The organism is Streptomyces sp. NBC_01232 (genome assembly GCF_035989885.1).
Taxonomy (GTDB): Bacteria; Actinomycetota; Actinomycetes; order Streptomycetales; family Streptomycetaceae; genus Streptomyces.
In genome coordinates, this window is the sequence record NZ_CP108518.1 from 4,721,716 (window position 1) to 4,740,824 (window position 19,109).

The following is a 19,109-nucleotide window of genomic DNA, read 5'->3' on the forward strand; positions in this document are numbered from 1 at the left end:
CTAGCTCCTGGGCTGTTGGCCGGTCGGTGGCGACAGGGGCGAGGATCTGTGCTCATGAGTGACGACAACGAGGACACGGAACGCAGGAAGCGGCTGGTCGCGGCCTGGCGCGGGGCGGGCCGGACCCTGTCCCGCAGTCTGCTGGAGCCCACGGTGGGGGAGCTGCTCGGCGCGCTGGCCGAGGCCCCGTACGACATGGACGGCCCGGCCGACGTGTACGGCGACGGGGTCGTGACGGCGCTGGAGCGCGAGGTCGCGGACCTGCTGGGGACCGAGGACGCGGCGTTCTTCCCCAGCGGGACGATGGCGCAGCAGATCGCGCTGCGGTGCTGGGCGGGCCGCACCGGGAACCCGGTGGTGGCACTGCACCCGATGAGCCATCCGGAGCGGTGGGAGGGTGACGCGCTGTCCGCCGTCTCCGGTCTGCGGGTGGCGCACCCGACGACGGAGCCGCGCCAGCCGACGGCCGAGGAGGTCGCGACCCTGCGGGAGCCCTTCGGCACGCTGATGGTGGAGCTGCCCCTGCGGGACGCGGGCTTCCTGCTGCCCACCTGGGAGGAGCTGGAGGCCCTGACCAGGGCGGCCCGGGAGCGGGACGCGGTGGTCCACTTCGACGGGGCCCGGCTGTGGGAGTCCACCGTCCACTTCGGGCGCACCCTGCCGGAGATCGCGGGGCTCGCGGACTCCGTCTACGTCTCCTTCTACAAGTCGCTCGGCGGCCTGAGCGGGGCGGCGCTGGCGGGGCCGCGGGAATTCGTGGAGGAGACCAGGGTCTGGCGCCACCGCTACGGCGGCCAGATCTTCCGGCAGTTCCCGCAGGCCCTGTCGGCGCTGGCCGGACTGGAACGGGAACTTCCGCGGCTGCCGTCGTACGTGGCCCAGGCGCGGATGGTGGCCGCGGCCCTGCGCTCGGCGTTCGCGGACTCGGGGGTCCCGTGGGCGCGGATCCACCCGGAGGAGCCGCACACGCACCAGTTCCAGGTGTGGCTGCCCTACGAGGCGGACCGGCTGACGGAGGCGGGCCTGCGCCAGGCGGAGGAGACGGGCACGGTGCTCTTCCGCCGCTGGTCCGCGGACGGCCCGCCGGGCCTGGCGGTGACCGAGCTCGACATCACGGAGCCGGGCCTGTCCTGGACGGAATCCGACGTCCGGGAGGCGGTCTCGGCCTTCGTGGCCCGCATCTAGGCCGTCTCTTTCGGATCTTGCCGGGCCCGCGTCGCCCGGCACCGCACCTCGCCGCGTTGTCGGAGCACCGCAGTACGTCCAGTACAACGGCGCTCCTCCGCCTTGCGATGCACGGCACCGGACGACGCGGGCCCGACCGACAAGATCCGAAAGAGACGACCTAGGGGGTGGGTGTGCCGGTGTCCGGTGCCGCCGCCGCACGAGGGAGGACCGCCGCCGGGCGGAGCCCGGTTTTCGGAAGGGAAGGGCGGCACTCCGCGCGGCGGCCCCCGCACCCCGGGAGGGAAGCGGCGAAACACCGAATTCCGGAAACTTACCGGCTCGGAACGGCCGCGGCGTTACCGTCCCTTCACGGCAATTACCGGCCACCGCGCCCGGAGGAGACACCATGACCACTCAGCCCGCGTGGCGGAAGTCCTCGTTCTGCAGTGAGGGCGACGCCTGCGTCTACGTCGCGACGGCGCCCGGCGCCCTCGTCAAGGTCGCCGACCGCGCCGACCCCGCCCACCTCGTCCTCGCCACCACCCAGGCCGCCTGGGCCGACTTCCTGCGTGCGGTCAAAGAGACCGGCTGAGGGACCCGCCGCGCCGCGCCGCGTCCACGATCAGGGGATTTTGTCCGATTAGCGCGTATCTTCGGCCCATGCCCACGCCCTACGGATCCCGCGGCGGCATGGCGTTCAGCGCCGCTGAGCTGCACCTGCTCAGGCGCCTCCTCGCCCACGCCCTTCAGTCCTCCTCGGCCCCCCTGGCGGCCGAGGAGGTCCAGGACTGCCTGCGTCTCGCGCAGTCGGTGGACGACGCGGTCCAGGAGGCGGGCCGGCTCAGAGCGTTCCTCCTCGCGGACCTCGCCCGCTACCGCGGCGCCCTGCCCGGCAGCCTCTCCGGCTATCTGGAGCTGCTGCAGGACGCGCTGGCGGCCGGGTACGAGCCCGAGCCCGACGACCTCGCCGCCCTGCGCGCGCTCCGGGCCAATCCGGTCGCCGCCGCGCTGCTGGAACGGGTCCGGACCGTCGCGGAGCGCTCCGTGCGCCGGCGGCTGTCGACCGCCCCCGCTCCCCGTACCCGGCTGCTGGCCCTGGCCGGCGGCAAGGACAAGGACGATCAGCCGCCGCGCCCGGCGCCGCGCCCCGAGGAGCCGCCGCGCCCCGAGCGTCCGATCCCGACCCCCGGCGAGGTGTTCCCGCCGCGCCGCAAGCCCGCCCCGCCCCCGGCGGCCGGGCGGGCCGCCGGGTAGCTACGCTGTGGGGCATGGACTACGTCTCCGCGCTCGTGCCCCCCTTTGTGATGGCCGTGTTCTTCATCGCTCTCGTCGTGACGATCGTGAAGAGCCAGGGCGGCGCCAACAAGGCCAAGGAGGACGCGGCGGTCGACGCCGTGATCGCCCGGGCCGAGGCCGCCCAGCAGCAGAAGTAACCCCGAGGGCGTGCGGCTTCACCGGCCGCGCGCCCGATTTTGTTGCGCGTTGCCGAGTGAATAGTCGGGCAATTCCGCACAAGCCGCACTATCGTGCTGGTGTGCCTCGCCCCCTGGGAGAACTCGAAGACGCCGTGATGACACGGGTGTGGCAGTGGAACCGCCCGGTCACCGTTCGGGAAGTACTGGAAGACCTCCAGCAGGAACGGTCCATCGCGTACACCACGGTCATGACCGTTATGGACAATCTTCATCAGAAGGGCTGGGTCCGCAGGGAAGCCGAAGGCCGCGCCTATCGATATACCGCGGTCTCCACCCGCGCCGCCTACTCGGCCGCACTGATGAACGAAGCCTGGTCGACGAGCGACAACCCCGCGGCCGCCCTCGTGGCCTTCTTCGGCATGATGTCCGCGGAACAGCGGGAAGCCCTCCGGGACGCCGTGCGGGTCGTCCAGCACGACGACGAGTCCGGGGCCGACGCCGCCCCCGAAGCCCCCGCTGCGCCGCCCGCCGAAGGGGACTCCGCCGAGCGCCCCGAGGAGCCGGGGCGATAGCGTCCGCAGCCATGGGAGAGTTTTCCTCTGCACATGCAGAAACAGTGACGATCCGCCGTGCCCGCACGCGTGATGTTCCCGCGCTGCGCCGCCTGCTCGACCAGTACGTGCAGCAGCGGATCCTGCTCGACAAAGCACCGGTCGTCCTTTACGAGGACATCCAGGAGTTCTGGGTCGCGGAACGCGAGTCCGACGGTCAGGTCGTAGGCTGCGGCGCTCTCCACGTGATGTGGGAAGACCTTGCCGAAGTACGCACTCTCGCCGTCGACCGTGACTTGAAGGGCGGCGGAGTCGGTCATCAGGTGCTGGAGCAGTTGTTGCGCACCGCCCGCACGCTCGGGGTGAGCCGGGTTTTCTGCCTCACCTTCGAAGTCGAGTTCTTCGCGAAGCACGGCTTCGTCGAGATCGGCGAGACCCCGGTCAAGACCGATGTCTACATGGAGCTCCTGCGTTCCTATGACGAGGGTGTCGCCGAGTTCCTCGGTCTCGAACGAGTGAAGCCGAACACCTTGGGCAACAGTCGGATGCTTCTGCACCTCTGATCGATGGCCTCAGCTTTTCCGGCGCTCCGCGCACCTGTGGCCTATGTCCGAATCGCGCACGTTTCCCGCCCTGTTGCGGTCTCGAACCTCTCCCCGGGGGTTTGTGTTTTCCAGGCAAAAGCGGTTTCCTTTCCGCGTACTGCTTTTCGATGAAAGGAAATCCCGGTGGCACAGAAGGTTCAGGTCCTTCTTGTCGACGACCTCGACGGTGGCGAGGCGGACGAGACGGTGACGTTCGCTCTGGATGGCAAGACCTACGAGATCGACCTCACCACCGCCAACGCTGAAAAGCTCCGCGGTCTGCTCGACCCGTACACCAAGGGCGGCCGCCGCACCGGTGGCCGTGCCACCGCCGCCCGCGCCAAGGGCCGCGGCTCCGTGGCGACCGGACACCCGGACACCGCGGAGATCCGCGCGTGGGCCAAGGAGAACAACTACAACGTGAACGATCGCGGTCGCGTCCCGGCCGAGATCCGCGAGGCCTACGAGAAGGCCAAGGGCTGACGGACCCCTTTCGTACGCCGCCCCAGGCGCGCCCGGTGGCATTCCGTCGCCGCCGCCGCCACCAGGCGTGCGAGATCGGGCCCGCGAGCGGGTCCGGCGGCCCGCCCGGGACCGGGCAGGGCCGGCAGCAGTGCCTCACACCCCTGCTCGGGGGGTCGCAGCCACACGGCGGCCCCCCGAGGGCTTTCTCCCGGGTGCCCCGGGGGAGCCGGGGCGGTGATCCGGCCACCCGCACCCAGGGCGGTCAGATCGAGGGCGACCCCGCCCCATTCCAGCCAGTCGAGCAGCCCGTCCAGCTCCTCTGCGCTCCCGGCGGCCACCAGGAACCGCATCCGGCGCCCCATCACCGCCACCGGGCCAGTGGGGACCGGCCTGCGCAGCAGTGCGGCACCCGCGTCGGACGGCAGCTCCAGCACGTCGAACCGGATCCCGGTCGCGAGCTGGGCGGGCGGCCCGCCCGTGACGGTCCAGCCGAGCACTCTCCCGTACCAGGAGGCGTACGCGTCCCCCTCGGGCGCCACGCGGGGCATCGGCACGGTCGGCGGGGCGAGCGGCGGGATGGTTGTGGCCATGTCCGGAGCAACTTCCGAAACGTCGCGGGGTTACGCTCGATGTGACACACCGCACTCATCTACATGCGGAACGTAAACATCCATGCAGCCCGGAGTCCCGCATTCGGGACGGAACTGTGTTCGCCCTTAGCGGAGGGAACCGGTGCCGCGGGCATGGAGTGTCAGTCCTTACGGGTAAGACATTCCTAGTGGATCGGGGCGACACGCTGATTTGACGGGCCTACGTTCGCCATCGGCGTACACGCGTGACGGGTATCTGCCTGGCCTGCGGGAACATCGTCTCGCACCATCGAGTTGGAGCAGTTGTCGGCTCTTCGGGCCGGTTTTCCCGCTGATGCAGGGGTGAGCCGCGGACGGATGTCGGCAGTTGGAATGAGCTGTCCCGCCCCGCGGGACTAGCATGCGGAAGGACAGGGCGGGGACCGACCCCGAACTGCCCGACCGCTCTGAGGAGCGATAAACGATGTTCGAGAGGTTCACCGACCGCGCGCGGCGGGTTGTCGTCCTGGCTCAGGAAGAAGCCCGGATGCTCAACCACAACTACATCGGCACCGAGCACATCCTCCTGGGCTTGATCCACGAGGGTGAGGGTGTCGCCGCTAAGGCCCTGGAGAGCCTCGGGATTTCGCTCGAGGCTGTTCGCCAGCAGGTTGAGGAGATCATCGGTCAGGGGCAGCAGGCCCCGTCCGGCCACATCCCCTTCACCCCGCGGGCGAAGAAGGTCCTGGAGCTTTCGCTCCGAGAGGCCCTCCAGCTCGGCCACAACTACATCGGCACCGAGCACATCCTGCTCGGCCTGATCCGCGAGGGCGAGGGCGTCGCAGCCCAGGTCCTCGTGAAGCTGGGCGCCGATCTCAACCGAGTCAGGCAGCAGGTCATCCAGCTGCTCTCCGGCTACACCGGTGGAGGCAAGGAGTCGGCCACGGCCGGCGGCCCGGCCGAGGGCACGCCCTCGACCTCGCTCGTCCTGGACCAGTTCGGCCGCAACCTCACCCAGGCGGCCCGCGAATCCAAGCTCGACCCGGTCATCGGGCGCGAGAAGGAGATCGAGCGGGTCATGCAGGTGCTGTCCCGCCGTACGAAGAACAACCCGGTCCTCATCGGCGAGCCCGGCGTCGGCAAGACCGCCGTCGTCGAGGGCCTGGCCCAGGCGATCGTCAAGGGCGAGGTTCCCGAGACGCTGAAGGACAAGCACCTCTACACGCTTGACCTCGGCGCCCTGGTCGCGGGTTCCCGCTACCGCGGTGACTTCGAGGAGCGCCTGAAGAAGGTGCTCAAGGAGATCCGCACCCGCGGCGACATCATCCTGTTCATCGACGAGCTCCACACCCTCGTGGGTGCGGGCGCCGCCGAGGGCGCGATCGACGCCGCCAGCATCCTCAAGCCCATGCTGGCCCGTGGTGAGCTCCAGACCATCGGTGCCACGACGCTGGACGAGTACCGCAAGCACCTCGAGAAGGACGCGGCCCTCGAGCGCCGCTTCCAGCCGATCCAGGTGGCGGAGCCTTCCCTCCCCCACACGATCGAGATCCTCAAGGGCCTGCGCGACCGCTACGAGGCCCACCACCGCGTCTCCATCACGGACGAGGCCCTCGTCCAGGCGGCGACGCTGGCGGACCGGTACATCTCGGACCGCTTCCTCCCGGACAAGGCGATCGACCTGATCGACGAGGCCGGCTCCAGGATGCGCATCCGCCGGATGACCGCACCGCCGGACCTCCGCGAGTTCGACGAGAAGATCGCGGGCGTGCGCCGCGACAAGGAGTCGGCCATCGACTCCCAGGACTTCGAGAAGGCGGCTTCTCTCCGTGACAAGGAGAAGCAGCTGCTGGCGGCGAAGACCAAGCGCGAGAAGGAATGGAAGGCCGGCGACATGGACGTCGTCGCCGAGGTCGATGGTGAGCTCATCGCCGAAGTCCTCGCGACCGCGACCGGCATTCCCGTCTTCAAGCTCACCGAGGAGGAGTCCTCGCGACTGCTCCGCATGGAGGACGAGCTCCACCGCCGGGTCATCGGCCAGAAGGACGCCATCAAGGCGCTCTCCCAGGCGATCCGTCGTACCCGTGCGGGTCTGAAGGACCCGAAGCGTCCGGGTGGCTCGTTCATCTTCGCCGGTCCGTCCGGTGTCGGTAAGACCGAGCTCTCCAAGACGCTCGCCGAATTCCTCTTCGGCGACGAGGACGCACTGATCTCCCTCGACATGTCGGAGTTCAGCGAGAAGCACACGGTTTCCCGTCTCTTCGGTTCGCCCCCCGGCTACGTGGGCTACGAAGAGGGCGGCCAGCTCACAGAGAAGGTGCGCCGCAAGCCGTTCTCCGTCGTCCTCTTCGACGAGGTCGAGAAGGCCCACCCGGATATCTTCAATTCCCTTCTCCAGATCCTGGAGGACGGTCGTCTGACCGACTCCCAGGGCCGGGTCGTGGACTTCAAGAACACGGTCATCATCATGACGACCAACCTGGGTACCCGGGACATCTCGAAGGGCTTCAACCTGGGCTTCGCGGCCCAGGGCGACACGAAGACCGGATACGACCGGATGAAGGCGAAGGTCAACGAAGAGCTCAAGCAGCACTTCCGGCCCGAGTTCCTCAACCGTGTCGACGACACGGTCGTCTTCCACCAGCTCACCGAGGAAGACATCATCCAGATCGTCGACCTCATGATCGCCAAGGTCGACGAGCGCCTGAAGGACCGCGACATGGGCATCGAGCTGAGCGGTGACGCGAAGCTCCTGCTCGCCAAGCGCGGCTACGACCCGATCATGGGTGCCCGGCCGCTGCGCCGGACCATCCAGCGCGAGATCGAGGACACGCTGTCGGAGAAGATCCTCTTCGGCGAGCTGCGTCCCGGTCAGATCGTGGTCGTCGGCAAGGAGGGTGAGGGCGAGGACGCCAAGTTCACCTTCCGCGGCGAGGAGAAGGCGGCCCTGCCGGACCTTCCCCCCATCGAGGCCACGGGCTCCGGCCCGGACCTGTCGAAGGGCGCGTAAGCGCGACCGAGCGGTGAAGCGGTAAAAGGGGCGGCCCCGGGACTGAAGAGTCCCGGGGCCGCCCCTTTCGGCACGGTCGCGGGTCACTGCTCGTAGGCCATGGGGAAGGGCTTCACCTCTGCGTACGGGAACCGCTGCGCCAGCGTCTCCTCCATCCCCGGCGGCAGCATCTCGTCCCCGTACAGCAGCAGGGTTTGCAGCGACGGCAGCCGGGCGTGCTCCACGAGTCCCTCCAGTGCCTCGTCCGGTACGGCGAGCTCCTCCAGCCCCTCCAGCCGGGACAGCTCCTCCCAGTCCGCCCGCCCGTGCGGCCGCCAGCGGTGGCCGAGGTTCAGGACGCGCAGCCGCGTGTGCCGGCCCAGATCCGTCACGTCCACCGAAGGGGCCTCCAGGCACAGCATTTCCAGGTCCGCCCCGGGTGCGAGGTCGCGCGCCGACCAGGGATACGACGCGTACAGGTCCAGGGAGCGCAGCAGGGGCCAGCTCGCGATGGCCTCGCCCACGCCCGGCGCGTCCACGTGGAGGGTGGCATCCCTCACGGGCAGACCGCTCAGGCCCGTCACATCGGTGAGCCTGAAGCACCCGTCGATGTACAGCTTCTCCAGCAGGGTCTGGCCACGGAGGAAGTCCAGGTCGCGGAGGTCCACGAGCCGGGACAGGCTCAGGTCCTTCACCTGGACGCGCGAGAGCAGCGCGGACAGGGCGCGGGGGGACACGTCGTCGAAGACGAAGAGCCCCGGCGGGCGCGCGAACGTGTCCAGGGCGTCGGCCTGGGCGTCGAGGCGGAGCCGGAGGGGGGTCGCGTCATGCGGGAGGTGTTCGATCACCTCCCGGGCGTACTGCCGGGCGTCGTAGCGGCCCCACAGCGAGACGAGGGCCCGGTGGACCTCGCGCGGCGGGGACTCCCGGAAACCGGCCAGATAGGGGATCGCCCGCTCCGAGAGCGTCTCGCCGGCGGCGGTGACGGCCATCAGGGCCTCGTCCGCGTCCGCCGTCGCGGGGTCGGCCAGCAGCTCCAGCACCAGCGGGCCGGTCCGGCCCAGTTCCTCGGCCTCCTCGATGCTCCGAGGCGGCAGCAGGTGCCGTACGGCGGCCTCGGCCTCGGCGCGCAGGGCGGGATCGAGCTCGGTCGCGTACTGCAGGGAGGCGTAGGCGAGGATCACGGACCGGTTGGTCCCGCGGGCCAGCAGGGCCCGGATGATCTCGGTGCGCTCGCGCGGGCGGCCCTGGGCCACCGCCATGCGGACGACGTCCTCCCACTGGTCGTCCTCCGCGTGCCCGGTCAGCTCGCCGAGGCTGCCCTCGTCCAGGGCCGCCCGCGCGCCGAGGAAGTCCTGGAAGGTGCGGTGGACGAACTCGACGGTGTCCACCGTCGGGGCCCGCAGCAGGCCGGTGCGCTCCAGGAAGTGCGCGAACACGGCCGGTGCGGCGCCGAGGACACCGGCGGCCGGTACGGCGGGCAGCGCGTGCGCGATCAGGGCCTCGGCCCGGGAGCGGTCCATCTCGGTGCGGCCGTTGCGGATCAGCCAGTACGCGAGCCGCTGGAGCAGCTGGAGCTGGGGTTCCTCGGCCAGGTCGGGCAGGCGCAGCCCGCGCTCGCGGTCCCGGCGGTGCAGCAGCATCGACAGGGCGGCCGCGTAGAGCTCCTTGCGGCCCGAGGGGAGGACGCCCCGGCGCTCCCGGTGCAGGGCGCAGATCATGCCGCACAGCAGCGGGTTGGTGGCCAGCCTGGCCAGGTCGGGTGTGCGGCGTACGGAGTCCAGCAGCTGTTCCCGGTACTCCGGCGGGGTGTGCTCCGCGGCCGCGTGCCAGCGCTCGATGAAGGCCCGTACGTTCGCCGGGTTCATCGGGGCGAGGGTCACCTCGGAGAAGTCCACGGCGGCCAGCCAGTTCTGCCGGACCGCCGAGGGCCGGGAGGTCACCAGCCAGCGGTTGCCGGGGCAGGCGGTGATCAGGTCGGCCAGCCAGTCCCGGGCGCGTTCGCGCTCGGCCTCCGGGATCTCGTCGATGCCGTCGACCAGCAGCAGGGCGCGACCGTCGCGCAGGACGCGGCCCTCCCAGCCCTCGGGCGCCTCCCCGGCCAGCGGGGTGCCGGCGAGGAAGTCGCGGGGTGCGGGGAGCCGCTCGCCGTGCCGGGTCAGCGTGCGCAGGGGCAGGACGTACGGGATCGGCCCGTCGCCCGAGGCGCGGGCGGCGCAGACGGCGAGCCACTGGATGAGGGTGGTCTTGCCGGATCCGGCCTCGCCGCGCAGCAGGACGCGGTGGTGCTCGTCCAGGAGCCGGTCGGCGGGCAGGGAGTAGGGGCCGGGGTGCGCGCCGGATCCGGCCCCGGCCGCCGCTGCGGGGGCGGCGGTGACCTCCAGGCTCACGTAGGCCGTGTCCAGCGGCCAGCGCGACGATCCGGGCGCCAGGTCCAGGCCGAAGATGGTGAGCGCGCTGTGGCGCCGGGCCAGGTAGTCCAGGTAGCGGGCCTCGAAGGCGCTGTCGCGGCCGTCCTGGCGGGGGACGCGGGTCAGCAGCTCGTCCACCTTGGCGATCGTCTCGGCGTGCAGCCGGCTCTGGTCGACCAGGGTCGCGGCCACGAAGGTGGAGCGCTGGGTGAAGAAGTTCAGGATGTGCAGGCAGGCCAGGTCGACGAGGCGGTCGTGGAAGAGCCCGGCGTCCCGGGAGAGCCCGGGGTGCGGGGCGGCGGCCCGGAGCCTGCGGGCGAAGGCCCGTGGTCCGAGGCGGACGGCCTCCACGTCGGAGAGGGAGAGGTCGCCCAGCGCGTGCAGGGTGGCGGCGAGCGCGGCCGCCACGCCGGCCTCCTCGCCCGGGGGGAGGGGGCGCTCCCCGGGGGCCCGCAGGGCCTCGCGCACGATGCGGTCGGCCAGCCTGCGCAGGTCCGCCGCGTCGAGGTCGCGCTTCTCGCGCCACGCCACGTAGGAGGCGATGCGCTGCGGCCGGTCCACCAGGCCGGCGCCCGGGCCTTCCGTCCGTAAGAGCTTCTTGATCAGGGGAGCCACGACCCCCGAGGCCAGCCGGATCCCCACCACGGATGCGTCCACGAGCCCGGAGCGTAGTGCCGGTCACATTCGCGCGGGTCGGAATCGGTGCGGCCCGGCCGGGGCCGGTGACAAGCCGCACAGGGCAATTCGGACATACTAGGGGGTTTCGTAGACCTGGAAGGGCCTGTGAGGGGGGTTTCGCCCCAGGCCAATCCCGTCAACGGGCCACGTCACTCCCGGGCCGCTACGAGCCCCGGTAGTGCAGGGGGACGTTTGGGGAAGTGCGGGGGCCCGGGTTACCAAGGATGAGCCAGCCCGGCACGCGCTTCATCGTGCCGGGTCACTTCATGCCTCTTACGGGTGTGAATCCCTTTCCTTTGTCCCCGGCCCCGGAGGTCTGCACATGTTCGCGAAGCGCGCCAACACCCGTCGTACCCGTATCGCCGTCGGCACCACCGTTCTCGGTGCGGTGCTGGCCCTCGGGGCGGGGACGACCGCTGCCTTCGCCGACGCCCCGCAGACGACCGTCACCGCCAAGGCGGCCGGTGCCGCAGGTGCCGCCGGCGCCGCGAAGACCGGCCTCTGGGACAAGCCGCTGGAGAACTACACGCTCTCCGCGACCTTCGGCAAGGGCGGCAACATGTGGTCCCACAAGCACTCCGGCCAGGACTTCGCCGTCCCGGTCGGCACCCCGGTCAAGGCCGCGGCCGCCGGTGTCGTCGTGAAGTCGGGCCCGAACGGCGGCGGCGACGGCCCCGCGTACGGCAACGCCATCGTGATCAAGCACGCGAACAACACGTACTCGCAGTACGCGCACCTCTCGAAGCTCCAGGTCAAGATCGGCCAGAAGGTCAAGGCCTCGCAGCGCATCGCCCTGTCGGGCAACACCGGCAACTCCAGCGGCCCGCACCTGCACTTCGAGATCCGCACCACCCCGAACTACGGCTCCGCCGTCAACCCGGTGGCCTTCCTGCGCACCAACGGCGTCAGCATCTGACCCGTCCGGGCCACCGCCCCCGCGGCACCCCTCGTACCGGCCGACCCGCTGCGCCCACCGATCAGGTGAGCAGCCAGCCATGGGTCGGCTTCGGTGCTGGATCGAGCTTCCCCGCCTTGTATCCGGCGGCCTGCTCCGCCGTGAAGGCCATGTTGTAGATCTTGATGTTGTGCAGTGCGCCCTGCCACGGGCCCGTCCAGATGTTGTGGTGCCTGGACCGGCCGAGCTGGAGCGGGCCCGGGCCCTCCCAGATGGGCGGCACCTGGGTCTCGTCGGCCTTCTTGCCGTTCACGTAGAGGGCGATGGCCTTCTTCTCGGCGTCGTACGTCGCCATCAGCAGCGTCGGTGTCTTCACCATGTCGAGGCCCTCGGCCGTGACCGTCCTCGTGGTGGCCGCGGCGCCCTTGTCGCCGGTCTGCACGCGGAAGATCCAGGCCTGCTTGCCCTTCACCTCGTTCACGCCCAGCTCGAACGAGAACGACTCGCCGTCGCCCTGGCTCATGACGATCCGCGAGCCCTTGGCGGCGGAGTTGTAGGCGCGGGCGGTCAGGGTGAAGCTCTTGGTCACGTCCACGACCGGCTCGGCGGACTGGCCCCAGGAGTTCCCGTTGCCCTTGCCTATGACCTGGAAGCGCTTGCCCAGCGGGTCGATCCTGAGGTCGGGGCCCAGCCGGATGCCCACCTTGCCGTAGCTGTTGCGCAGCAGGGTGTCGTCGCCCGCGACCGTGGCGGTGTAGGCGGCCGGCGTGGACTTGTCCGGCGTCGGTTCGCTCGGAGAGGGCGAGCCGGACGCCGTGGGCGGGGTGTCCCCTTCGGCTCCGTCATCGCCGCCGCCCAGCAGGAAGAACGTTCCTCCACCGGCCAGCAGCGCCAGTACGGTCACCCCGCCGCCCAGCATCCACAGCCGCTTCCTGCGCCGCTCGGCCGCCGAACGGTCGGCCATGGCCGCCCAGTCCGGCTCGTCCGAAGGGTCGCGGAGCGCGACGGACGGGGAGCCGGGCTGGGCCGGGGGCCACTGCCCGCCGCCCGTGTCCTGCTGGTACGGGTTCGGCTGCTGCCCGGACTGCGGGTAGCCGTAGCCGCCGGATGCCGGCGGATAGCCGTAGCCGTCCTGGGCGGGCGGTCCCGACGGGAACCCGTATCCGCCGCTGCCGGGGGCGGGCTCGGGCTGCGGGTGGCTCGGGGGATTCGTACCGTCGCTCATGCCACGGATGCTAGGTCACGCCCCGCGGGCGAGTGCCGCCCGGTGGCCGTCCCGCCCGGCCCGCCCCGGTTCAGGCCTGCGGCTGCCCCACGATCGGGAAGCTGCCCGTCGCCGTCGGCGCGTGCTCCGGAAGCCACAGCACCGCCACCGCACCCGCCGCCGCGCCCTGGCGCTCGATGCCGCCCGGGGCGGCCACGTTACGGAAGGTCAGGCGGGCGCCCAGCACCCGCGCCTGGCCCTCCGCGATGGTCAGCCCCAGCCCGTGGCCCACGCCCGCGCGGTCCGTCGACCCGGTACGGAACCGGCTCGGCCCCTCGCGCAACAGGGCCTCGGGGAAGCCCGGCCCGTGGTCCCGGACCCGTACGACCCGGCCCTCGACGTCGACCTGCACCGGCGGCTGCCCGTACCGCGCGGCATTGGCCAGCAGGTTCCCCAGGATCCGCTCCAGGCGCCGCGGGTCGGTGCTGACGATCTCGTCCGCGACGATCCGTACGGTCGCCTCCGGCATCAGCGCCGTCACCCGCCGGCCCACGAACTCGCCCAGGGCCACGTCCTGGAGCTCCGCCCGCTCCGACGCGCTGTCCAGCCGGGCCACTTCCAGTACGTCCTCGACCAGCGCCCGCAGGGCCTGCGCCCGGTCCCGGACCAGCTCCGTCGGCCGCCCCGGGGGCAGCAGTTCCGCCGCCGTGAGCAGGCCCGTCACCGGAGTCCGCAGTTCGTGCGCGATGTCCGCGGTGACCCGGCGCTCGGCCTCCAGCCGCTGCTGGAGGGCATCGGCCATGGCGTCCACGGCCCGCGCGAGGTCGTCCGTCTCGTCACGGACGACGCCGCCGACCGCGTCCCGCACGCGTACGTCGGGATCGCCGTGCGCCACCCGCTGGGCGGCGGCCGCGGCCTTGCGCAGCCGGCGCGAGATCTGCCCGCCGATGAGCACGCCCAGCGCCGAGCCGCCGATCACCGCGGACAGGCCGCCGATGACCAGGGCCCGGTCCAGGTCGGGGATGAGGTTGGCGCTCTCCCGGAACTGCGTGTGCAGCGACAGGACCTGCCCGTTGCCGAGCGGTACGGCGGCCCACACCTCGGGCAGGCCGTGCGGCCGCTCCTGGATGTAGGTACCGCGCCGTCCCGACTGCACCTTGTGCCGCAGTTCGGCGGGCAGTTCGGGATCGTTGAGCTTGGCGCCCATGGGCGGCTTGCGCCCGGCGTCGGCATTGCGGGAGATGAACTGAACGCGGTCCAGCTGCACCTCGCGGGCGCTCTCCAGCATCGACACGCGGGCAGCACTGTGCACCACCAGGCTCAACGCGATCGTGACGAGGGCGCCCACGGAGGCGATGGCGACGGTGATCTTCCAGCGGATGCCCGTGCGGAGCGTGAACCGTCTCATGCCTTGAGTTTGTATCCGAAGCCCCGGACCGTCTCGATCCGGTCCTGGCCGATCTTGGTGCGCAGCCGCTGGACGTGGACGTCCACGACGCGGGTGTCGCCGCCCCAGTCGTAGTCCCAGACCCGCTCCAGCAGACGGTCGCGCGACAGCACGGTGCCGGGCGCGGAGGAGAACTCCAGCAGCAGCCGCATCTCGGTCGGCGTCAGTGCCACGGCGGCGCCCGCCCGGCGGACCTCCATGCCCTCGGTGTCCACCTCCAGGTCGCCGAAGGAGAGCACCCCGCGCTCGGAGTCCGCGCCGTTGTCGGCCGCGTTCGGTCCGCCGTTCTGCGGTCCGCCGGAGTGGTCGAAGCGGCGCAGCACGGCGCGGATCCGGGCGACGAGCACGGACCCGTCGAAGGGCTTGGTGACGTAGTCGTCGGCGCCCGCCTCCAGGCCCAGCACCACGTCGATGGAGTCGGCGCGCGCCGACAGCATGATCACCGGAACGGTGGACTCGTCGCGGATGCGGCGGCACAGGCTCACGCCGTCCATGCCCGGGACCATCACGTCCAGCAGCGCGATGTCGGGCCGGTCCGCGCGGAAGGACTCCAGTCCGGACAGGCCGTCGGGCATGGCCGTGACCACGAACCCGTCGCGTTCCAGCGCCAGGGTCGTGGCCTCACGGATGACGTCGTCGTCCTCCACGAACAGGACATGGGTCTCGGCCATGCGGCAGCCTCGCCTCGGTTCTTCTGTGCTCAGTTCTTCTGACTCGTGACCGGGGCGGGCGGTACACCGCCGTCGACCACGTTGCTGTACTCCGAGTGAACTCGGTCCTGCTCGGTGAACTTCTCACCGTTCCAGCGGTACGTGATCACGTCCTCGCCCGACGGATAGGCGAGCGTGTCGCTCTTTCCGTAGACCTGCTTCGTGACCACCAGGTCGCCCCGGTCGATCTCCGCGTAGACGGGTGGCTGTTCGTCCGAGAACACATTCTCGTACGAGTCACCCTCGGCCCGGTACACGTAGGTTCCGCGGCCCAGGGCGTCGGCACAGGACAGGACGTTGACGACGATGTCCACGACGGGGCTGCCGGTCACCCTGCCGTAACTCACGTCCACGGGATACTCCTTGCCCGCACACGGTTTGAGGTCCCGCTTGATCTCGGCACCGACCTTGGGGTCCTTCATCAGGAGCCCGACCGGGTCGACCTTCTTCACCGGCCGGCCCGACGAGGCGGAGGACGGGACGGAGGAGTCGCCGGGCGAGGGGCCCGACGACGCGCTCCTGGACACGGCATCGGTGCGGGCCGGGCCGCCGTCGCGCAGACCGGTGCCACCGGTGGCGCAACCGACCGCGAACACGGCTGTGCCGACGAGGACGACCGTCCCCGCCGACATCAGCACCAGAGAACCTCCGGACAGACCTTGGCCATTCAGGCCGCGCACCGCTCACGCCCCTCGTACCGCATGGTGTGGTCACCGCGCTCCAGCGCACGCATGTCCAGATCCCGGCTCTCCAGCTCCTGCCGGAGGCGGGCCAGCGCGCGGTGCAGAGTGCTCTTCACGGTTCCCGCCGACATTCCGAGCGCCGCAGCCGTTTCCTCGGTGCTCATCTGCTCCCAGTGTCGCAGCACGACCACGCTGCGCTGCTTGGGCGCGAGAACCTTGAGGATGTCCATCAGGAGGGCGCGGTCGGCGCGCTGGTCGGAGCCGTCCTCGACGGAGGCGTCGGGGAGCTGCTCGGTGGGGACCTCTTCGAGCTTGCGGGCGCGCCACCACTCGGTGCGGGTGTTGATCATGACGCGGCGCAGGTAGGCGTCGGCCAGGGACTTGTCGGCGATGCCGTCCCAGCGGCCGTAGGTGCGCACCAGCGCGGTCTGCAGGAGGTCCTGGGCGTCGGTGGGGTCCGGGACCAGGCGCCGGGCGCTGCGCAGCAGCGCGTCCTGCCGGGTGCGTACGTACTCTTCGAATCCGAGTACCTCACCGTGCGCCATCTGAGACCGCCTCCGCTGCCGTCCACCTGCTCATCCGCTGCCTTACGGATTTGAAGGTACGGAGGGGTTGTCACGGGCCTGTGCGAGCCAGCCTTCGGTGGACGCACGGACACCCATAGGTTGTGTAACAACCCCCGTGAGCTGCGGTTTCCCGGCGAGAAGCGGAAGCGGCGCCTCAGCTTCGATCAGGTCCGGGGGAGGGGCTGCGGGAGCGATGCGGGGAGCCGGTAGTGGCCTCCGTCCAGCGGTTCCACCAGCCCGTCCGCCACCAGTCCGTCCAGTGCCCGGGCCCGCTGCACGGGCTCGTCCCAGACCGTGTCGAGCACGGCCTGCGGAACCGCGCCCACCGCCTCCCGCAGCACGGCGAGGAGCTTGCCGCGCACCTGCCGGTCCGTCCCGGCGTATGTCTGCCCGCGCCGCGGCGGACCCTCGTGCGCGGGCTTCCCCGCGAGGCGCCACGCGCACAGCCCGGCCACCGGGCAGCGCGCGCAGTCCGGGTTCTTGGCGGTGCACACCAGCGCGCCGAGCTCCATCGAGGCCGCAGCCCAGCGGGCCGCGGTGCCCTCGTCCTCGGGCAGCAGGGCCCGCGCGAGCCGCCGCTCGGCGGCGGTCGTCGCGTTCGGCGGGTACTCGACCCCGGTCGTGGTGCGCGCGAAGACCCGCCGGACGTTCGTGTCGAGGACCGCGTGCCGCTGCCCGTACGCGAAGGAGGCCACGGCCGCCGCCGTGTACTCGCCGATCCCGGGCAGCGCCAGCAGCTGCGCGTGGTCGCGCGGCACGTCGCCCCCGTGCCGCTCCGTTATGGCGACGGCCGCGCCGTGCAGCCGCAGCGCGCGGCGCGGATAGCCGAGCCGGCCCCAGGCCCGTACGGCCTCGCCGGGGGCCTCCGCGGCCAGGTCCGCGGGGCGGGGCCACCGGGCGAGCCACTGCTCGTAGACCGGCAGGACCCGGCTGACCGGTGTCTGCTGGAGCATGAACTCGCTGACCATGACCCCCCAGGGGCCGGCCTCGGGGCGGCGCCAGGGCAGATCGCGGGCGTGTTCGTCGAACCACGTGATGACGGGGGAGTGCAGCGCGTGGGCGGAGTCGGGGGATACGGCCGGGGAGGAAGCGGGAGATGCAGTCATGGCAGACGGCATCCTGGCACGTTTCATCTCCCTCGGCGCGCCGGACCGGGACCGGTGAACCAGCGGGCGGCCGGAGTCCCGCCCGCCCGCGCGGCGGCGACGAGCGCACCGGCGGGGCCGGCGAGCGCGAGGACGACGAGGGCGGCGACCGAGCCGCCCAGCAGCAGGCCGAACGCGACGTCGTGCGGGTGGTGCACGCCGACGAAGACCCGGGAGAAGGCCATCAGCAGCGCGAGCGGCACGGTCAGCAGGGCGAGCCGGCGCACGGTCAGGGTCAGCGCCACGGCGGCGGCGCCCGCGAGGACCGCGTGGTTGCTGGGGAACGACCAGTCGCCGGGTCCCGGGCACGGCACCAGCGGGGCCGCGGCCCCGGCCACCGCGCGACAGGGCCGCTCCTCGGCCACGGTGGACTTCACGAACTCGGACGCGCCGTACGCGACGGCGGTGGCCACCGGGGCGAGGACGGCCAGTGCCACCGCCTCGGGTCCGCTCCGGCGGCGCGAGCGCCACCACACGGCGGCGAGGAGCACGCCGAAGAGGAGCAGCCCGTAGCCCGTCCAGATCTCGAAGGCCGATTGCACCCACGAGGGTGTCCGGTGGGCGAAATCGGTGACGGAGCGGTAGAGGCCGGAGCTGGAGCTGTCCATGCTCACCGAACGTACGCAAAGCGGATTAATCTCGGCATCAACCCTTTGGCCGGATCTGAGCGCCCCGATTGCGCCCGCGGGATGATCATCGGCAAATCGAGCCCGCTGCGCGGCATGTGGGGCACTGATCGGGCCGCGAACTCTCGTAAAGTTCCGTCCGTGGGATCTCTGCGCAATCCGGTCGGGCCGCTCCCCTCCTCCATCTACTGGCGACGGAGGGCTGTGCTGGCTTCCGTTGTCGCGCTCCTCGCGCTCCTCGCCGTATGGACCGTCAGTTCCGGCGGGGGGAGGACGAGTACGAACGGGAAGGGCCAGGGCGGCCCCGACCCCGTCGGCTCCATCACCCCGGGCCCGGCCGGCACCGGGCCCGCGATCAGCGCGGCCCCCGGCGGGCGCCCGGAGTCGGGCAGCGGCGGAACCACGGGCTCCGAGGGCTCCACCGGCGGCGCGGGCAAGAACGGCGAACCGGGCGGCGGTACGGGCTCGAACGGCGGCCAGGGCTCCGGCGGCGCCGCGGGCGGCCCGGCCGCGGTCCCGGCGGACTCCCCGCTCCCCACCTGCGCGCCGGGATCGCTGCAGTGGGAGGTGAAGAGCGTGAAGAACGAGTACGAGGCGAGCGAGAAGCCCCGCCTCGAACTGGTCGCCCGCAACACCTCCGGAACCACCTGCAAGGTCGACCTCGGCCCGAAGCAGGCGGTCCTGACCATCCTTCAGGCGAGCAGCAACAAGGCGGTGTGGTCCTCGGCGGACTGCCCGGCGGGCGCCGGCAACGCCTTCTTCCGCCTGCCGGCACAGGGCGAGACGAAGCAGTCGCTGGACTGGGACCGCAGGTTCAGCGCGGCCGACCAGTGCCAGACGCCCCCGGCGGGGTCGGCGGCTCCCGACACCTACGTGGTCGAGGTCAAGGCCCCGGGCATGCCGGTGGCCCGTACCTCCTTCGTCCTGAAGCAGGACTAGAGCAGTGCGCCCTCGGCCGTCTCCGCGGACGAGACGGCCCGGCGGACGCGGGCCGGGCCCCTGTA

At 71.5% G+C, this 19,109-nt stretch carries 19 protein-coding genes; 10 read left to right on the forward strand and 9 right to left on the reverse strand.

The window, feature by feature from the left end; genetic code table 11:
- Nucleotides 1-54 precede the first annotated feature (54 nt).
- The 7 genes from OG444_RS21810 to OG444_RS21840 all read left to right on the forward strand — a co-directional run bounded on the left by OG444_RS21810 (nt 55) and on the right by OG444_RS21840 (nt 4,200).
- On the forward strand, nt 55-1,185 hold the full coding sequence (locus OG444_RS21810; RefSeq protein WP_327263769.1) for a threonine aldolase family protein: 1,131 nt from the start codon (nt 55-57) through the stop codon (nt 1,183-1,185).
- A 388-nt stretch (nt 1,186-1,573) separates the two neighbouring features.
- Nucleotides 1,574-1,759 (forward strand): DUF397 domain-containing protein, encoded by a 186-nt coding sequence (locus tag OG444_RS21815; protein ID WP_030389722.1) that lies wholly within the window; start codon nt 1,574-1,576, stop codon nt 1,757-1,759.
- 98 nt (nt 1,760-1,857) lie between these two features.
- Nucleotides 1,858-2,421: a hypothetical protein gene (locus OG444_RS21820; RefSeq protein WP_327266878.1), complete on the forward strand. Its 564-nt coding sequence runs from the start codon at nt 1,858-1,860 to the stop codon at nt 2,419-2,421.
- Between the two features lie 14 nt (nt 2,422-2,435).
- A complete protein-coding gene (locus OG444_RS21825; protein ID WP_327263770.1) occupies nt 2,436-2,600 on the forward strand; it encodes a hypothetical protein in 165 nt (54 codons plus the stop codon).
- A gap of 101 nt (nt 2,601-2,701) precedes the next feature.
- Complete coding sequence (locus tag OG444_RS21830) at nt 2,702-3,154, forward strand: BlaI/MecI/CopY family transcriptional regulator (RefSeq protein ID WP_327263771.1); 453 nt, start codon at nt 2,702-2,704, stop codon at nt 3,152-3,154.
- An 11-nt stretch (nt 3,155-3,165) separates the two neighbouring features.
- The gene (locus OG444_RS21835) at nt 3,166-3,696 is read left to right on the forward strand and encodes an amino-acid N-acetyltransferase (RefSeq protein ID WP_327263772.1); all 531 of its coding nucleotides are present in this window, start codon (nt 3,166-3,168) and stop codon (nt 3,694-3,696) included.
- 165 nt (nt 3,697-3,861) lie between these two features.
- The gene (locus tag OG444_RS21840; protein WP_053175663.1) at nt 3,862-4,200 is read left to right on the forward strand and encodes a histone-like nucleoid-structuring protein Lsr2; all 339 of its coding nucleotides are present in this window, start codon (nt 3,862-3,864) and stop codon (nt 4,198-4,200) included.
- Here OG444_RS21840 and OG444_RS21845 read toward each other — a convergent pair.
- On the reverse strand, nt 4,179-4,772 hold the full coding sequence (locus tag OG444_RS21845; RefSeq protein ID WP_327263773.1) for an SCO3374 family protein: 594 nt from the start codon (nt 4,770-4,772) through the stop codon (nt 4,179-4,181). The genes OG444_RS21840 and OG444_RS21845 overlap by 22 nt on opposite strands.
- A 463-nt stretch (nt 4,773-5,235) precedes the next feature.
- Between OG444_RS21845 and OG444_RS21850 the strand changes: the two genes are divergently transcribed.
- Nucleotides 5,236-7,761, forward strand: coding sequence for an ATP-dependent Clp protease ATP-binding subunit (locus OG444_RS21850; RefSeq protein WP_327263774.1), 2,526 nt, complete (start codon nt 5,236-5,238; stop codon nt 7,759-7,761).
- Nucleotides 7,762-7,844: 83 nt separating this feature from the next.
- Here OG444_RS21850 and OG444_RS21855 read toward each other — a convergent pair whose 3' ends face one another.
- Nucleotides 7,845-10,808 (reverse strand): NACHT domain-containing protein, encoded by a 2,964-nt coding sequence (locus OG444_RS21855; RefSeq protein WP_327263775.1) that lies wholly within the window; start codon nt 10,806-10,808, stop codon nt 7,845-7,847.
- Nucleotides 10,809-11,151: 343 nt separating this feature from the next.
- On the opposite strand from OG444_RS21855, the gene OG444_RS21860 reads away from it, so the two are divergent.
- Nucleotides 11,152-11,745 (forward strand): M23 family metallopeptidase, encoded by a 594-nt coding sequence (locus OG444_RS21860; protein ID WP_327263776.1) that lies wholly within the window; start codon nt 11,152-11,154, stop codon nt 11,743-11,745.
- A 61-nt stretch (nt 11,746-11,806) separates the two neighbouring features.
- Here OG444_RS21860 and OG444_RS21865 read toward each other — a convergent pair whose 3' ends face one another.
- The 7 genes from OG444_RS21865 to OG444_RS21895 all read right to left on the reverse strand — a co-directional run bounded on the left by OG444_RS21865 (nt 11,807) and on the right by OG444_RS21895 (nt 18,087).
- On the reverse strand, nt 11,807-12,949 hold the full coding sequence (locus tag OG444_RS21865) for a LamG-like jellyroll fold domain-containing protein (RefSeq protein WP_327263777.1): 1,143 nt from the start codon (nt 12,947-12,949) through the stop codon (nt 11,807-11,809).
- 70 nt (nt 12,950-13,019) lie between these two features.
- On the reverse strand, nt 13,020-14,336 hold the full coding sequence (gene cseC, locus OG444_RS21870) for a two-component system sensor histidine kinase CseC (protein ID WP_327263778.1): 1,317 nt from the start codon (nt 14,334-14,336) through the stop codon (nt 13,020-13,022).
- Complete coding sequence (gene cseB / locus OG444_RS21875; RefSeq protein WP_327263779.1) at nt 14,333-15,046, reverse strand: two-component system response regulator CseB; 714 nt, start codon at nt 15,044-15,046, stop codon at nt 14,333-14,335. The genes cseC and cseB overlap by 4 nt, the downstream gene beginning before the upstream one ends.
- Nucleotides 15,047-15,075: 29 nt before the next feature.
- Nucleotides 15,076-15,717, reverse strand: a complete 642-nt coding sequence (locus OG444_RS21880) for a hypothetical protein (RefSeq protein WP_327263780.1) — start codon at nt 15,715-15,717, stop codon at nt 15,076-15,078.
- 35 nt (nt 15,718-15,752) lie between these two features.
- Nucleotides 15,753-16,313, reverse strand: a complete 561-nt coding sequence (locus OG444_RS21885; RefSeq protein ID WP_030010715.1) for a SigE family RNA polymerase sigma factor — start codon at nt 16,311-16,313, stop codon at nt 15,753-15,755.
- A 185-nt stretch (nt 16,314-16,498) separates the two neighbouring features.
- Nucleotides 16,499-17,440, reverse strand: a complete 942-nt coding sequence (locus OG444_RS21890) for an A/G-specific adenine glycosylase (RefSeq protein WP_327263781.1) — start codon at nt 17,438-17,440, stop codon at nt 16,499-16,501.
- A 23-nt stretch (nt 17,441-17,463) separates the two neighbouring features.
- The gene (locus tag OG444_RS21895) at nt 17,464-18,087 is read right to left on the reverse strand and encodes a phosphatase PAP2 family protein (RefSeq protein ID WP_327263782.1); all 624 of its coding nucleotides are present in this window, start codon (nt 18,085-18,087) and stop codon (nt 17,464-17,466) included.
- Nucleotides 18,088-18,309: 222 nt separating this feature from the next.
- Between OG444_RS21895 and OG444_RS21900 the strand changes: the two genes are divergently transcribed.
- Nucleotides 18,310-19,044, forward strand: a complete 735-nt coding sequence (locus OG444_RS21900; RefSeq protein ID WP_327263783.1) for a hypothetical protein — start codon at nt 18,310-18,312, stop codon at nt 19,042-19,044.
- The last annotated feature ends 65 nt before the right edge of the window (nt 19,045-19,109 follow it).

Bases quoted from the DNA above. Each gene is read 5' to 3' on its own strand.
- OG444_RS21810 (WP_327263769.1), top strand. From the start codon at position 55: ATGAGTGACGACAACGAGGACACGGAACGCAGGAAGCGGCTGGTCGCG.
- OG444_RS21815 (WP_030389722.1), top strand. From the start codon at position 1,574: ATGACCACTCAGCCCGCGTGGCGGAAGTCCTCGTTCTGCAGTGAGGGC.
- OG444_RS21820 (WP_327266878.1), top strand. From the start codon at position 1,858: ATGGCGTTCAGCGCCGCTGAGCTGCACCTGCTCAGGCGCCTCCTCGCC.
- OG444_RS21825 (WP_327263770.1), top strand. From the start codon at position 2,436: ATGGACTACGTCTCCGCGCTCGTGCCCCCCTTTGTGATGGCCGTGTTC.
- OG444_RS21835 (WP_327263772.1), top strand. From the start codon at position 3,166: ATGGGAGAGTTTTCCTCTGCACATGCAGAAACAGTGACGATCCGCCGT.
- OG444_RS21845 (WP_327263773.1), bottom strand. From the start codon at position 4,772: ATGGCCACAACCATCCCGCCGCTCGCCCCGCCGACCGTGCCGATGCCC.
- OG444_RS21850 (WP_327263774.1), top strand. From the start codon at position 5,236: ATGTTCGAGAGGTTCACCGACCGCGCGCGGCGGGTTGTCGTCCTGGCT.
- OG444_RS21860 (WP_327263776.1), top strand. From the start codon at position 11,152: ATGTTCGCGAAGCGCGCCAACACCCGTCGTACCCGTATCGCCGTCGGC.
- OG444_RS21865 (WP_327263777.1), bottom strand. From the start codon at position 12,949: ATGAGCGACGGTACGAATCCCCCGAGCCACCCGCAGCCCGAGCCCGCC.
- cseC (WP_327263778.1), bottom strand. From the start codon at position 14,336: ATGAGACGGTTCACGCTCCGCACGGGCATCCGCTGGAAGATCACCGTC.
- cseB (WP_327263779.1), bottom strand. From the start codon at position 15,046: ATGGCCGAGACCCATGTCCTGTTCGTGGAGGACGACGACGTCATCCGT.
- OG444_RS21880 (WP_327263780.1), bottom strand. From the start codon at position 15,717: ATGTCGGCGGGGACGGTCGTCCTCGTCGGCACAGCCGTGTTCGCGGTC.
- OG444_RS21885 (WP_030010715.1), bottom strand. From the start codon at position 16,313: ATGGCGCACGGTGAGGTACTCGGATTCGAAGAGTACGTACGCACCCGG.
- OG444_RS21890 (WP_327263781.1), bottom strand. From the start codon at position 17,440: ATGACTGCATCTCCCGCTTCCTCCCCGGCCGTATCCCCCGACTCCGCC.
- OG444_RS21895 (WP_327263782.1), bottom strand. From the start codon at position 18,087: ATGGACAGCTCCAGCTCCGGCCTCTACCGCTCCGTCACCGATTTCGCC.